The organism is Phenylobacterium sp., assembly GCF_031181185.1.
In the GTDB taxonomy this organism is placed as follows: Bacteria; Pseudomonadota; Alphaproteobacteria; order Caulobacterales; family Caulobacteraceae; genus Phenylobacterium.
On record NZ_JAPSKZ010000015.1, the window covers coordinates 21,225 to 35,636 of the forward strand.

A 14,412-nucleotide genomic window follows, 5' to 3' on the forward strand; every position below is an offset into this window, starting at 1 on the left:
CCGCAGGCTGACCGAGGCGGCGCTGGCGGTCCTGGGCGGCGTCCTGGTGTTCGCCGTGTTCGCCGCCGCGTGAGGTCGACGGATCGGTCCGGATCGGACAGAAGTGGCGCTTGATGGCCCTGACCCTCAGCGTCCGCTTCGACCGCCTGCCGCTCCGCGCGCCGTTCCGCATCTCCCGCGGGGTGAAGACTCACGCCGAGGTGGTGGTCGTCGAGCTGTCCGACGGCGAGTTCACCGGCCGCGGCGAATGCGTCCCCTACGCCCGGTACGACGAGACCCCGGGCAAGGTGATGGCCGCCCTGCGCGGCGACCCCGAGGTCCTGCTGGACGCCCTGCCGCCGGGCGCCGCGCGCAACGCGCTCGACTGCGCCTACTGGGACCTCTTGGCCAAGCGGGAGGGCGAGGCGGTGTTCGACATGCTGGGCCGCATGCCGCCGCAACCGGTCGCCTCGGCGGTCACCATCAGCCTGGACGCGCCGGGGGGAATGGCCGAGGCGGCGGCGGCGGTGGCCGACGCGCCGCTGCTGAAGGTGAAGCTCTCCGCCGACCGGCCGGCCGAAAGGCTGCTGGCCGTGGCCGAGGCCGCGCCCCAGGCGCGCCTCATCGTCGATCCCAACGAAGGCTGGACGCCCGAGATCCTGAAGGCCATGGCCGACCCCGTCGCCCGCTGCAACGTCGTGCTGGTGGAACAGCCGCTGCCGGCCGGCCAGGACGCGGCGCTCGAGGGCCTGCGCTATCCGGCGCCGATCTGCGCCGACGAGAGCATCCACACGCGCCACGACCTGGACGCCGTGGCCGGGCGCTACCAGGCCATCAACGTCAAGCTCGACAAGGCCGGCGGCCTGACCGAGGCCGTGGCCCTGGCCGACGCCGCCCGCGCCCGCGGCCTGTCGCTGATGGCCGGCTGCATGGTGGCGAGCTCGCTGGCCATCGCGCCGGCCCTGGTGTTCGCCGCCGACGCCGACTTCGTCGACCTGGACGGGCCGTGGTGGATCGCCAAGGACCGCCCGGGCGGCTGCCGGTTCGAGCGGGGCGTGCTCCATCCGCCACAGCCGGGCTTCTGGGGCGATCCGGCGGCCACGCCCTAAGTTGACAGCCTGAGCGCATCGGCCGCTTCATCCAAACACGGGTTTTCGGGGGTTCGGGTGACAGCGCAGGCCGCACAGCCGCCAAACGAGGCGGTGGGCACGATCGAGGTGGCCCTCGCCCACGCCGCACGCCTCCTGGCCCAGGACCCGCAGCTCGCCCAGGCCCAGGCCGAAGAGATCCTCAAGGTCGCCCCCGAGCATCCGCACGCCCTGCGCCTGCTGGGCGCGGCGCTGCGCCGCCAGGGCGAGACCGAGGCCGCCGAGGAGGCCTACCTCCGCTCGGTCAAGGGCTCGGTGAAGGACCCGCAGATGATCGCGGCGGCCAACGCCCTGGTGGACAACCGCCTGGCCTACGCCGAGCAGATCCTGCGCGACCGGCTGAAGGCCCAGCCCACCGACGTGGCGGCCATCCGGATGCTGGCCGAGACCGGCATGCGCCTGGGCCGCTACGACGACGCCGAGAAGCTCTTGTCCCGCTGCGTCGAGCTGGCGCCCGGCTTCACGCCGGCGCGGCACAACTATGCGACCGTGCTCTACCGCCACAACAAGCCGGTGGAGGCGATCGCCCAGCTCGACGTCCTGCTGGCCGGAGACGCCCACAACCCGGCCTACCTCAACCTGAAGGCGGCCGCGCTCGGCCGGATCGGCGAGTACCACGAGGCGATCGAACTCTACGATCGTGTGCTGAAGGCCCATCCCCGCCATCCGAAGACCTGGATGAGCTACGGCCACGCCCTGAAGACGGTCGGCCGCCAGGCGGATTCGGTGGAGGCTTACCGCCGGAGCCTGGCGCTCGCGCCCCACTTGGGCGAGGCCTGGTGGAGCCTGGCCAACCTGAAGACCGTCACCTTCTCAGCTGAGGACGTGGCGGCGATGGAGGCTCAGCTCGCCCGCGACGACCTCGCCGACGAGGACCGCTTTCACCTGCACTTCGCCCTCGGCAAGGCGTTCGAGGACCAGGCCCGCTACGAGGAGTCCTTCCGCCACTACGAAGAGGGCAATCGCCTCCGGAAGTACGAGCTGTCGTACGAGGCCGACGAGACCACCACGCACGTCCGCCGCTCCAAGGCGCTGTTCACGCCGGAATTCTTCGCCGCGCGGGCCGGGCAGGGCTCCTCGGCGCCGGATCCGATCTTCGTCGTCGGCCTGCCGCGGTCGGGCTCGACCCTGGTCGAGCAGATCCTCTCAAGCCACAGCCAGGTGGAAGGCACCCAGGAGCTGCCCGACATCATCGCCATGGCCAGGCGGCTGGGCGGCGGGGCCAAGAAGTCGTCCGCCGGCCGCTATCCCGACGTGCTGGCCGAGCTCTCGCCCAAGGAGCTCTACCAGTTGGGCGAGGAGTACCTGTCCCGCGCCGAGGTGCACCGCAAGCTGGGCCGGCCCTTCTTCATCGACAAGATGCCCAACAACTGGGCGCACCTGGGCCTGATCCTGCTGGCCCTGCCCAACGCCAAGATCGTCGACGCCCGGCGCCACCCGCTCGGCTGCGGCTTCTCCGGGTTCAAGCAGCACTTCGCCCGCGGCCAGGGCTTCACCTACGACCTCACCGACATCGGCCGCTACTACGCCGACTACGTCGAGCTGATGGCCCACTTCGACGCGATCCTGCCCGGACGCGTCCACCGCGTGATCTATGAGCAGATGGTGAGCAATCCCGAGGCGGAAACGCGCCGGCTGCTCGACTATTGCGGTCTGCCCTTCGAGGAGGCCTGCCTGCGGTTCTACGAAAACGACCGGGCGGTGCGCACCGCCAGTTCGGAGCAGGTTCGTAAGCCAATCTTTACCGACGCCGCCGACCACTGGCGTAACTACGATATGTGGCTCGGCCCGCTGAAGGCGGCGCTGGGCCCGGTTCTGCACGCGTACCCGGAGGCGCCCGCGTACTAGGCCGCCGCCATGACCTTGTGGGGGAACTATGAAGGCGATGGATCGAAACACGCGGCGCTGGTCGATGGGCCTGCTCGCCACCACCATGCTGACCGCCGTGGCGGCGCCGGCTGCGGCCCAGACCGCCAGCGGCACGACGCTGGACGAGGTGGTCATCACCGCACAGAAACGGTCCGAAAACCTTCAGGACGTGCCGATCAGCGTGCAGGCCCTGGGCACCGAGCGGCTCGACGAGCTGCAGGTGTCGGATATGACCGACTTCGCGCGGTTCCTGCCCAACGTGACGATCCAGACCGGCGCGCCGGGCTTCTCCAACATCTACATGCGCGGCGTCGCCTCGGGCGAGAACAGCAACCACTCGGGCCCGCTGCCCAGCGTCGGCGTCTACCTGGACGAACAGCCGGTGACGACCATCACGGGCCCGCTGGACGTCCACGTCTATGACATCGCACGCGTCGAGGTTCTGGCCGGACCGCAGGGCACGCTCTACGGGGCGAGCTCCCAGGCCGGGACCATCCGGATCATCACCAACAAGCCGTCTCCGTCGGGCTTCTCGGCCGCCTACGACCTCGAGGTGAACCGCGTCAGCCACGGCGACATCGGCTACGCGGCCGAAGGCTATGTGAACCAGCCGCTGAGCGACCGGGCGGCGGTTCGCCTGGTGGCCTGGGCGCGGCATGACGGCGGCTACATCGACAATGTCGAGGCCACCCGAACCTACCCCACCGGTCCGGTCACCATCGACAACGCCGATCTGGCGGAAGACGACTACAATGAGGTCGACGTGTACGGCGCCCGCGCCGCCCTGCGCATCGACCTGGACGACAACTGGGCGATCACGCCCTCGCTGAACATGCAGCGGACCGAAGCCGACGGCGGCTTCAACTACGATCCGCAGCGGGGCGACCTCAAGGTGGCGCGCTTCCGGCCTGAACGGCTGGACGACAAGTGGTTCCAGGCCGCCATGACCATCGAGGGCGCCGTGGCGAACCTCGACCTGGTCTACGCCGGCGCCTACATGAAGCGCTGGCAGGATTCCGAGACCGACTACTCCGACTACGCGTTCTTCTACGACACCCTCCTTGGGTACGGGGAGTACTGGCTGGACAACGCCGGAAACCCGCACGACATCAGCCAGTACATCCAGGCCAAGGACGCCTTCACGAAGCAGAGCCATGAGTTCCGGGTTTCCACGCCCGCGGACCAGCGCCTGAGGGTGACGGCGGGCGCGTTCTATCAGCGCCAGAGCCACAACATCCAACAGCGGTACAAGATCGACGACCTGGCTGACGCCACCGAGGTGCCCGGCTGGCCAGACACCATCTGGCTCACCAAACAATTGCGGATCGACCGCGACTACGCGGTGTTCGGCGACGCGACGTTCGAGGTCACCGACCAGCTCTCCGTCACCGGCGGTATCCGGTTCTTCAAGTCCAAGAACTCGCTCGAAGGCTTCTTCGGCTTCGGCACGGGCTACAGCTCGGGCACCGGCGTCGGCGGCTGCTTCGGGCCGCCGATCGTAGAGGGCGGTCCCTGCACCAACGTCGACAAGGTCACCGAGGACGAGGGGCACACCTATCGCCTGAACGCCCAATACAAGTTCGACGACGACCGGATGGTCTACGTCACCTACTCCACGGGTTACCGTCCGGGCGGCATCAACCGGCGCGGCACGCTGCCGCCGTACGAGGCCGACTACCTGAAGAACCTGGAGTTCGGTTGGAAGACCACCTGGCTCGACAACCGGCTGCGGTGGAACGGGGCCCTGTATTCCGAGAAGTGGGACGACTTCCAGTTCTCGTTCCTGGGGGCGAACGGCCTCACCGAGATCCGGAACGCCGGCAAGGCGAAGATGAAGGGCGTGGAGACCGACATCAGCTGGCTCGTCGCCGATGGGTTCACGCTCACCGGATCGGCGGCCTACACGGACGCGGAACTGGACGAGGACTACATTCCCGACCCCAGCGAGCCGCCCGAAGCGCTGAAGGGCGCCTCGCTGCCCGTCACGCCGAAGTTCAAGGCCAACCTCTCCGCCCGCTACGAGTGGGACATGATGGACGGAACGGCCCATGTGCAGGCCTCGCTCGTCCACCAAGGCTCGGCTTGGCCCGACCTTCGGTCCTCGGACCGCGCCGTCGTCGGCAAGATGCCGAGCTACACGACCTTCGATCTCAGCGCGGGGCTCTCGCCGGGCAGCTGGCGCGTGGAAGCCTACGTGAAGAACCTTCTGGACGAGGAGGGGCAGCAGGACCGGTTCGTCCAGTGCGCGTCGTCGGTCTGCAGCCAGGTCTACATCGTGCCGATCCGGCCCCGCACGATCGGCCTCCGCTTCGGCCAGTCGTTCTAAGCATCCGAACGGGCGGCGGACACCAGTCCCGCCGCCCGTTTCGGCATGTCAGTGGACACCTTGCCGGGGAACTTCGGCGGCCGCTTCTCCAGGAACGCCGCCACGCCCTCGCGCACGTCCGGCCCCGCGCCCAGCTCCATCGAGAGCGGGCCGTCCACGGCGAGCAGGCCCCACGGGTCTGGCGCGCCGGCATAGCCCCACAGCATCTGGCGCGTCAGCGCGATGGACACGGGAGCGGTGTTCTCGGCGATTTCGAGCGCGATCTCCTTCGCCCGCGCCAGCAGCTGCTCGGGCGGGACCACCTCGCTGACCAGGCCGCCGGCCAGCGCCTCCTCGGCCGGGATCAGCCGCCCCGACAGGCACCAGCGCAGCGCCTGCGGCAGGCCCACCAGCTTGGGCAGGAACCAGGCGCTGCCGGCCTCAGGCACCAGCCCCCGCCTTGCGAACACGAAGCCGAACCGCGCCCCCTCGGCGCAGAGGCGGATGTCCATTGGCAAGGTCAGGGTCGCGCCGACGCCGACCGCGGCGCCGTTCACGGCCGCGATCGACGGCTTGCGGCAGTTGAAGATCGCGCCCACGAAGCCGCCATCGTCCGGCCGCGCCTGCCCCGGCGCGGAAAAGGCCACCGAGCCCTCGCTCTTCGTATCGAAGGCGCCTGCGCCCGAGGAGATGTCGGCGCCTGCGCAGAAGCCGCGGCCGGCGCCGGTCACGATCACCACACGCACGTCGTCGTCGGCGTCCACCCGCCGGAACGCGTCGGCGAGCTCGGCGCCCATCTGGCCGGTGTAGGCGTTCAGCTTGTCGGGCCGGTTCAGGGTGACGACCGCGACCGGGCCGTCCGTCTCGTACAACAGCGTCTCGTAGCTCACCGTCGCCTCCCGGGCTTTTCGGCGATTACGCGCGCTTGACGAGACGGCAGGCAACAGGCCGCGGGACCGGTGTTATACCGCCGCCGTGCCGGACGATACCGACAGCCTGATGCTTGCCGCGGGCGGCCATTGCGCCTGCGTGGCGCGCCTCGAAGCGCCGTGGACCGATCCCGTCGCCGCGCTCGCACGCTTCGCCGACGAGCCGTACGCCGCCCTCCTGCTGTCGGGCCGCGGCGGCTGGTCCTATCTGCTGCGCCAGCCCGACGCCGTGGGCTCCGCAATCGAGGACCTGTCCGGCCTGCTCGGCCCGCCGGCGGCCGGCGCGGACGATCCGCCGTTTCAAGCGGGCGTCCTGGGACTCGCCGCCTACGAGCTCTCCGCCCGGTTGGAGCCGACGGCGCCCCAGGGGCGGGATCCCGACTGGCCGGACCTGACGCTCGCCCGCTATCCGGCTCTGGTCGCCTTCCACATCGACAGGCGGCGCGTCGTCGCCATCGGCCGCGGAGCCGACGCCGCGGCGGCCGAGACCCGCGCCCGCGTCGCCCGTTCCTGGCTGGACGCGCCGCCGCCTGCGCCGCCGGCGGACGGTCCGCTCGCCCGAACGGTGGACGTCTCAACGCCCCCCGCGCGCCACGCCGCCGCTGTCGCCCACACTGTGGCGCGAATCGCCGCCGGCGAGATCTTCCAGGCCAACCTGGCCCGTCCCTGGCGCGGCCGGCTCGCCGCCGGCCGCACGCCCTTCGATCTGTTCCGCCGCCTCGCCCGGACCAGCCCCGCCTCCTACGCCGCCTACCTGCGCCTGCCCGGCCGGGCGGTGGTGTCCAACTCGCCCGAGCGGTTCCTGTCGGTGCGCGGCGATCACGTCGAGACCTGGCCGATCAAAGGCACCCGGCCGCGCGGGAGCGATCCCGCCGGCGACGAGGCGCTGGCCCGCGAGCTCCTGGCCAGCGCCAAGGACCGGGCCGAGAACCTGATGATCGTCGACCTGATGCGCAACGACCTGGCCCGCGTCTGCGCGCCCGGCAGCGTCGAGGTTCCGGAGCTCGCGGCGCTTCGCACCTACGCCAACGTCCACCACCTGGTCTCGCGGGTCCGCGGCCGGTTGGCGGCGGGGCGCTCGGCCTGGGACGCCTTCCTGGCCGCCTTTCCCCCAGGCTCGATCACCGGCGCGCCCAAGCTTCAAGCCATGAAGGTGATCGCTGACCACGAGCCGCCCCGCGGCCCCTACTGCGGCAGCCTCTTCTGGGCGGGCCTCGACGGCGCGCTGGAGGCGAGCGTCCTGATCCGCACCGTGGCGCTCGTGGAGGACCCCGCCGGCTGGCGTTTCGAGGCGCGCGCCGGCGGCGGCATCGTGGCCGATAGCGATCCGCAAGCCGAGACCGCCGAGACCGAGCACAAGATCAGCGCCATCCTGGCGGCGCTGGAAGGCGAGGGGCCGTGAGCGTTCCGCCCGACGACCGCGGTCTCACCCTCGGCCACGGCCTCTTCGAGACCCTCCTGTGGGCCGAGGGCGGCTTCGTCCACTGGGACGCCCACCTCGACCGGCTGGCCCGCGGCTGTCCCCTGCTGGGCCTGCCCGCGCCCGACCGCGCCGCCTGCCGGCGCGAGGCCGAGGCCGCGCTGGCGGCCGCTGGGTCGCCCGAGCGCGCCGCCGTGCGCCTGACCTGGACCGCAGGGTCCGGCGGCCGGGGACTGGACCTGCCTGCGACGCTCGAGCCGCGCCTCCTGGCGACGGCCGCCGCCCTGGTCCAGCCGCAAGAACCCGCGACGCTCGCCACCGCCACGGTCCGCCGCAACCACGCCTCGCCGGCCTCGCGGCTGAAGACGCTGGGCTACCTCGACAATGTCCTGGCGCGCGCAGAGGCCCGCGCCGCCGGCGCCGGCGAGGCGCTGATGCTCAACACCCGCGGCGAGGTCGCCTGCGCGGCGGCGGCCAACGTGTTCTGGATCGAAGGCGGCGTCGTCCGCACGCCGGCGCTGGACTGCGGCGTGCTGGACGGGATCGTGCGGGGACAGGTGCTGCGGGCCTGCGCCCGCCTGGGGATCCCGGCCGAGGAGGTCCGCGTCGGCCCCGAGGCGCTGGCCGGCGTTCCGGTGTTCCTCACCAACAGCCTGATCGGCGTGCGGCCGGTCGCCAGCCTGGACGGCCGCGAGCTGCCAACGTCCGACCTCGTGGCGGCGCTAGCCCGAGCTGTCGGCTAGTCCAGCCGGAACGGCACCGTGCGCCGCTCGTGCGGCGGCACCTTCAGCGGCCGGTCCACCGGCGGGAAGGCGCGCTGCGGACAGTCGTTGCGCTCGCAGATCCGGCAGCTGACCCCGATCCGCGCCGCCGGCCCGTTCAGGTCGACGCCCTCGGAATAGACGAACTGGTGCGCGTGGCCGATCTCGCACCCGAAGCCCAGCACGAAGTGCCGGTCCGGCTCCAGATAGCTGCCCGACGGCTTGGCCACGCTGCGGGCGACCGAGAGATAGCGCGCCCCGTCCGGCATTTCCGCCACCTGCACCAGGAACCGATCCGGCGCGCCGACCGCCTGGTGCACGTTCCACAGGGGGCAGGCGCCGCCGAACCTGGCAAACCGCAGCCGCGTCGCGGAGTGGCGCTTGGTGATGTTGCCGGCGTAGTCCATCCGCACGAAGAAGATCGGCGCCCCGCGCAGGCCCGGCCGCTGCAGGTTGGACAGCCGGTGGCACACCTGCTCCAGGCTCGTGCGGAAGGTCAGGCCCAGCGCCTCGATGTCGTGGCGAAGCGCCTGGGCCGCGGCGTGGAAGCGCCGGTAGGGCATCAGCAGGGCGCCGGCCGCATAGTTGCCAAGGCCCACGCGGCAGACGTCCACCGCCTCGGCCGTGCGGAAGCGCGCCTGGGCAAGCTCGGCTTCGATCACCGCCGACAGCTCCACCGCGGCCAGGTGGTAGGCCAGCTGGAAGGTCTGGGTCTCGGCCGGCTGGCGTGGATTCACCCACAGCGTCCGCGTCATGGGATCGTAGCGCCGCATCACCTCCCCGGGCGCGGCGCGCACCACGGTGACGTCCTGCCGCTCCTTCAGCCAGGCCACGATGCGCGCGTCGGGCGGCTCGCCGTCGATCAGGCCGATGGCTTCGGCCAGCTCCTCGGCGGCGCGGTCCAGCCGGTCCACGTAGTTGTCGATGTCGTGGAAGAACTCGCGCACCTCCTCGTACGGCAGCAGCGAACTCGCCGCGGTCGCCTCGTCGAGGGCGACGGCCTCCTCGGTCAGGTTCAGCCGCTCGGCCAGCCGCTGGTTGGCGCGATGCAGGTCCAGGAACCGGCGCGCGAACGCCGGCGCCTGCAGGGCCACCCGCCGGATCTCGGAAAGCGCGACCGGCGCGCCGGGATGGGCGCTCTCGGCCACCGCCTCCTTCAGGTCGGCGATCAGCCGCTCGTCCTCGCGGGCCTCGAACACCTCAGGCGGCACGCCGAACGCGTCGGCGATCGACACCAGGACCCGGGACGTCACCGGCCGCTGGTTCGCCTCGATCTGCGACAGGTAGCTGACCGAGATGCCGAGCCGCGCCGCGCAGGCCTGCAGCTTCAGCCCCTGCTCCTGGCGGAGATGGCGCACCTGCGGGCCGACGAACAGCTTGGCGGGCATTTCACAACTTCACAGATCGGCGGGAGTTGGGCGCCAAGACTTCGCACGTTCTCGTTTGAAATCCAAAACGAAAGGGCGCTTCCTCCCTCACCGAACGTGATCCTCAGTTTTGCAAAATGAGGTTGGGATGCTCGCACGCGCCGGCCAGAACCTGCACCATCTGCCCCGCCTGGGCTTCGCGGACGCCTGCCGCCTGTTCGGCATGACGCCGCGCGCCTTGCGCTTCTACGAGGAGAAGGGCCTGATCGAGGCCCGCCGCGACCGCCTCAATCACCGCTACTACGACGGCTGGACCCGCCAGAAGCTGGCCTGGATCGCCCGACTGCGCTCGGTCAGCCTGTCCCTGCGCGACATCCGCCAGGTGCTGGACGCCGACCAGCGCTCGGGCGCGGGCTCCAAGCTCGCCCTGCACAAGCTCCTGGCTCGCCGCGAGGCCCTGACCCGCGAGCTCGCCGCCCTCGACGCCCTCATCCCGACGCTGCAGGAAGAAGCCGCCTAAGCCCAAGGCGCCGCTTCTCTCTTGGCCGCCGGCCCGGTCGGCGCCAACCTCCGCTTGCGATGGTCTTGCAGCGGGGGGCGCAAGGTGGCGGCCGAGCCTTATGACGTGATCGTGGTCGGCTCCGGCGCCGGCGGCGGGATGAGCGCCTACCACCTGACGCGCTCGGGCCTGAAGGTCCTGATGCTGGAGGCCGGACGGAACTACGATCCGGTCACCGAGACCCCGATGTACAACATCCCGGCCGAGGCGCCCCTGCGCGGGGTCTCGACGCCGGACAAGCCCTTCGGCTTCTACGACGCCACGGTCGACGGCGGCTGGGAGGTGCCGAACGAACCCTACACCGTGGCCGAGGACTCCCAGCCCTTCATCTGGTGGCGGCCGCGCATGCTGGGCGGGCGGACCAACCACTGGGGCCGCATCTCGCTCCGCTTCGGGCCGCTCGACTTCAAGCCCAGGAGCCGCGACGGCCTGGGTTACGACTGGCCCATCACCTACGACGACCTGGCGCCTTGGTACGACCGCGTCGAGAAGCTGATCGGCGTCACCGGCGCGGGCCCGCCCCTGGGGCTCACCAACACGCCGGACTCGCCGCCCGGCTGCCTGCTGGAAAGCCCGCCGCCGCGCGCGTTCGAGCTGTTCTACGCCAAGGGCTTCGAGGCCATGGGCATTCCCGTCGCGCCCATGCACGGCGCGGTGCTGACCGGCGAGGTCGAGCAGATGGAGGGCCGCAACACCTGCGTCTTCGCCACGCCCTGCGGCCGCGGCTGCTCCATCGGGGCCAACTTCCAGTCGACCACGGTGCTGATTCCGCCGGCGCTGGCGACGAAGAACCTGGCCATCGTCACCAACGCCCTCGTCTACCAGGTGGACCTCGACGCCGCCGGCAAGGCCAAGGGCGTCACCTACGTCGACCGCGTCACCGGGCAGCACCGTTCGGCCACGGCCCGGGCCATCGTGCTCGCCGCCGGCTCGGGCGAGACCGCCCGCATCCTGCTGAACTCCAAGAGCGCGAAGTTCCCCGACGGCCTCTGCAACGCCCACGGCATGGTCGGTCGCTATCTGATGGACAGCACGGGCCTGAACGTCACCGGCCAGTTCCCCGCGCTGGAGGGTCTGCCGCCGACCAACGACGACGGGATGAGCGTGTCGCACACCTATGTGCCCTGGTGGGGCTACGACAGGCACGCCGAGCTGGGCTTCCCGCGCGGCTACCACATCGAGATCGGCGGCGGCCGCGGCATGCCCTCCATGGGCGTCGCCCGGCTCCTCGGGGACGACGAGACCAGCGTCGGCGACGCCCTGCGCGACCGGCTGCGCCAGCGCTACGGCAGCCTGATCAGCTTCAACGGCCGGGGCGAGATGATCCCCAACGACGACTGCTACTGCGAGCTGGATCCGGACGTGAAGGACAAGTGGGGCATCCCGGTCCTGCGCTTCCACTGGAAGTGGGGCGAGGCCGAGACCCGCCAGGCCTCGCACATGGTCACGACCTTCCTGGAGGTCATCGACCGCCTGGGCGGCACACCCGTCGGCGAGGTCGAACGCGACGGCCGCAAGGCCATCTCCAAGGGCGGCGAGATGATCCACGAGGTCGGCACCGCCCGCATGGGCGCCTCCGAGACCGACTCGGTGGTGAACCAGTACGGCCAGGCCTGGGCGGTCCCGAACCTCTTCGTCACCGACGGGGCGGTGCTGGTCTCCAGCCCCGACAAGAACCCGACGCTGTCGATCCTGGCCCTGGCCTGGCGATCCAGCGACCACCTGGCGACCTTGGCAAAGCGGGGTGAGCTGTGAGCGGCGAGACGGCGAAACCCTACGTCCCCAAGATCGACCGCCGCACGGCCCTGCTGTGGGTCGGCGCCGTGGGCGCCGCCACCGCCGTCGGCGCGGGCGTCGTGGTCTGGCGCGACCGCATCGCGACGCCCGAGGCGAAGGGCTACGGCACCGATCCGAACCTGGTGAAGCCCGAGCCTGCGCCCTGGCCTAGGCTGCTGTCGGCCGAGGAGCTGCAGGCGGCCGCCCACCTGGCTGACTTCATCCTGCCGGCCTCGGCGACGGCCCCGGCGGCCAGCGCGCTCGGCATCCCCGACTTCATCGACGAGTGGGTCAGCGCGCCCTATCCCGACCAGGTCGAGGACCGGCCGGTGATCCGCGAGGGGCTGAAGGCGCTGATCCCGGACGTGGTGCGCGGCGATGCGGGCAGGCGGGCCGCAGCGCTGGCCGCCCTGCCGACCGCGAGGGATGCGGAGACCCGCGCCTTCTTCAAGCGCGTCCGGGCGCTCACCGTCGGCGCCTATTACACGACGGAGGCCGGTTTCAAGGACATCGGCTACATCGGCAACGAGGTGCGCAGCTCCGATCCCGGCCCGTCGGCCGAGGTGAAGGCGGTGCTGGCGGAACGCCTGAAGGCCCTGGGACTGTGAGAGGGAACGCGATGAAGGCTGCGGTGCTTGTCCTGACGATGGCGATCGGGATGTCCGGACCGGCGGCAAAGGCCGCCGACAATGCGCTCACCGCCGCCGAGACGGCGGCGGGCTGGAAACTGCTGTTCGACGGCAGGTCCACCGACGGCTGGCGCGGCTTCAAGACGCCCGAGCCCGACGCCGGCTGGACCGCGAAGGACGGAACGCTGGGCCCCGATCCGAAGACCTCGCGCGACATCATGACGAAGGAGACGTTCGGCGACTTCGAGCTCGTTTTCGACTGGAAGATCAGCCCGAAGGGCAACTCCGGCGTCATGTTCCACGTCACCCAGACGGGCGAGCAGACCTACCAGAGCGGGCCCGAATACCAGGTGCTGGACAATTCGCGAGGCGAGCCGCCGCTGGAGCGCGCCGGCGCCCTCTACGGCCTCTACGCGCCGACCACCGATGCGACCAAGCCGGTCGGCGAATTCAACCACAGCCGCCTCGTCATGAAGGGCGGCAAGGGTGAGCACTGGCTGAACGGGGTGAAGGTCGCCGAGTACGACCTGAACTCGGCCGAGTTCAAGGCCAAGGTGGCGGCGACGAAGTTCAAGGCCTGGCCGCAGTTCGCCGCCTCGAGGGTCGGCCACATCGCCCTGCAGAACCACGGCGACCACGTCTGGTACCGCAACATCAAGATCCGGCCGCTGAAGTAGCACCCAGAAAGTTGCGCCCGGGACCGGACGGGGCCCCGGGCGCCTTACGCCAGGCGGTCGTGGACGGACGGCCTACCCGACGATCCAGCCGTCGCCGAGGCTGGCCAGCTGGACGTTCTGCAGCGTCAGGCTCGCGCCCGGACCCATGTCGACCACCACGTCGGCGCCGACCTGGGCGTAGCTGTAGGTCGTGCCGGCGACGAGGTTCACCCGGTCGCCTTCGGCGTAGTTGAAGTCGAGGACCAGATCGACGCCCGCTTCCGCGAAGCTGTGGAAGGTGTCGGCGCCCGACCCGCCCGAGATGGTGTCGCTGCCGCGGTCGCCGGCCAGGTAGTCGTCGCCGGCCCAGCCGAACAGCTGGTCGTCGCCCTGGCCGCCGCGGACCACGTCGTTGCCGGCCCCGCCGTCGACCAGGTCGGCGCCCAGGTTGCCCAGCACCACGTCATGGCCTTCGTCGCCATAGAGCCGGTCCGAGCCCTGGCCGCCGACGACCCAGTCGCCGCCGTCGCCGCCGGCCAGCGTGTCCTCGCCGAGGTTGCCGTGCATGTCGTCGAACGCGTCGCCGCCCGACATCACGTCATTGCCGCCGCCGCCGCGCATGTAGTCCTGGCTCGCGCCGCCGTTCATGCTGTCGGCGCCCAGGCCGCCCATCAGGGTGTCCGCGCCCAGCGAGCCCTCCAGGGCCTCGCCGCCGTTATCCGCCGTGCGTGAGACGCCGGTCGAGGCCGCCGGAGGCGCTGCGGGCGTCGGAGCAGGTGCGGGAGCCGGAGCCGGCGCGGGGGCCGGGGCGGGCGTCGGAGCCGGAGCCGGAGCGGGCGTCGGAGCGGGCGCGGGCGTCGGCGTCGGCGTGACCGTGGCCGGCGCCTGGACCGCCCCGCCGCCCAGGTCGTAGGCGCGGATGTAGTCGATCTTGAATTCGGCGGGGATGTCGCCGCGGTCGATGGCGCCGCCCCAGCCGCCCAGGGCGAGGTTGGCGATCATGAACATGGGCTT

Annotated in this window: 11 protein-coding genes and 1 pseudogene; 9 read left to right on the forward strand and 3 right to left on the reverse strand. The window is 71.1% G+C overall.

The features are described from left to right. The first annotated feature begins 113 nt into the window (after positions 1-113). The 3 genes from dgcA to RIF93_RS03245 are packed head-to-tail and all read left to right on the forward strand — an operon-like array spanning position 114 to position 5,322. Positions 114-1,088, forward strand: a complete 975-nt coding sequence (gene dgcA, locus RIF93_RS03235) for an N-acetyl-D-Glu racemase DgcA (protein ID WP_309088399.1) — start codon at positions 114-116, stop codon at positions 1,086-1,088. Positions 1,089-1,145: 57 nt separating this feature from the next. Then, the gene (locus RIF93_RS03240) at positions 1,146-2,975 is read left to right on the forward strand and encodes a sulfotransferase (RefSeq protein WP_309088401.1); all 1,830 of its coding nucleotides are present in this window, start codon (positions 1,146-1,148) and stop codon (positions 2,973-2,975) included. Between the two features lie 28 nt (positions 2,976-3,003). Then, positions 3,004-5,322 (forward strand): TonB-dependent receptor, encoded by a 2,319-nt coding sequence (locus RIF93_RS03245; protein ID WP_375163831.1) that lies wholly within the window; start codon positions 3,004-3,006, stop codon positions 5,320-5,322. Here RIF93_RS03245 and RIF93_RS03250 read toward each other — a convergent pair. Continuing rightward, positions 5,319-6,191 carry an enoyl-CoA hydratase-related protein gene (locus RIF93_RS03250; protein ID WP_309088405.1) on the reverse strand — a complete coding sequence of 291 codons (873 nt, stop codon included), beginning with the start codon at positions 6,189-6,191 and terminating at the stop codon, positions 5,319-5,321. The two genes, RIF93_RS03245 and RIF93_RS03250, sit on opposite strands and share 4 nt — an antisense overlap. 109 nt (positions 6,192-6,300) lie before the next feature. On the opposite strand from RIF93_RS03250, the gene RIF93_RS03255 reads away from it, so the two are divergent. After that, positions 6,301-7,632: an anthranilate synthase component I family protein gene (locus RIF93_RS03255; protein WP_309088419.1), complete on the forward strand. Its 1,332-nt coding sequence runs from the start codon at positions 6,301-6,303 to the stop codon at positions 7,630-7,632. After that, the gene (locus RIF93_RS03260) at positions 7,629-8,393 is read left to right on the forward strand and encodes an aminotransferase class IV (RefSeq protein WP_309088407.1); all 765 of its coding nucleotides are present in this window, start codon (positions 7,629-7,631) and stop codon (positions 8,391-8,393) included. The genes RIF93_RS03255 and RIF93_RS03260 overlap by 4 nt, the downstream gene beginning before the upstream one ends. Here the strand turns inward: RIF93_RS03260 and RIF93_RS03265 are convergent. Next, positions 8,390-9,799 (reverse strand): short-chain fatty acyl-CoA regulator family protein, encoded by a 1,410-nt coding sequence (locus RIF93_RS03265; protein WP_309088409.1) that lies wholly within the window; start codon positions 9,797-9,799, stop codon positions 8,390-8,392. The genes RIF93_RS03260 and RIF93_RS03265 overlap by 4 nt on opposite strands. Positions 9,800-9,926: 127 nt before the next feature. Between RIF93_RS03265 and RIF93_RS03270 the strand changes: the two genes are divergently transcribed. From RIF93_RS03270 to RIF93_RS03285, 4 genes are all read left to right on the forward strand, one after another. Further along, positions 9,927-10,298 (forward strand): MerR family transcriptional regulator, encoded by a 372-nt coding sequence (locus RIF93_RS03270; RefSeq protein ID WP_309088411.1) that lies wholly within the window; start codon positions 9,927-9,929, stop codon positions 10,296-10,298. Positions 10,299-10,382: 84 nt separating this feature from the next. Continuing rightward, positions 10,383-12,092: a GMC family oxidoreductase gene (locus RIF93_RS03275; protein WP_309088413.1), complete on the forward strand. Its 1,710-nt coding sequence runs from the start codon at positions 10,383-10,385 to the stop codon at positions 12,090-12,092. Beyond that, the gene (locus RIF93_RS03280; protein WP_309088415.1) at positions 12,089-12,721 is read left to right on the forward strand and encodes a gluconate 2-dehydrogenase subunit 3 family protein; all 633 of its coding nucleotides are present in this window, start codon (positions 12,089-12,091) and stop codon (positions 12,719-12,721) included. The genes RIF93_RS03275 and RIF93_RS03280 overlap by 4 nt, the downstream gene beginning before the upstream one ends. Positions 12,722-12,759: 38 nt before the next feature. Next, a complete protein-coding gene (locus tag RIF93_RS03285) occupies positions 12,760-13,419 on the forward strand; it encodes a DUF1080 domain-containing protein (RefSeq protein WP_309088417.1) in 660 nt (219 codons plus the stop codon). Between the two features lie 72 nt (positions 13,420-13,491). Here the strand turns inward: RIF93_RS03285 and RIF93_RS03290 are convergent. Beyond that, positions 13,492-14,412: pseudogene (locus RIF93_RS03290) on the reverse strand (hypothetical protein); the annotation flags it as partial.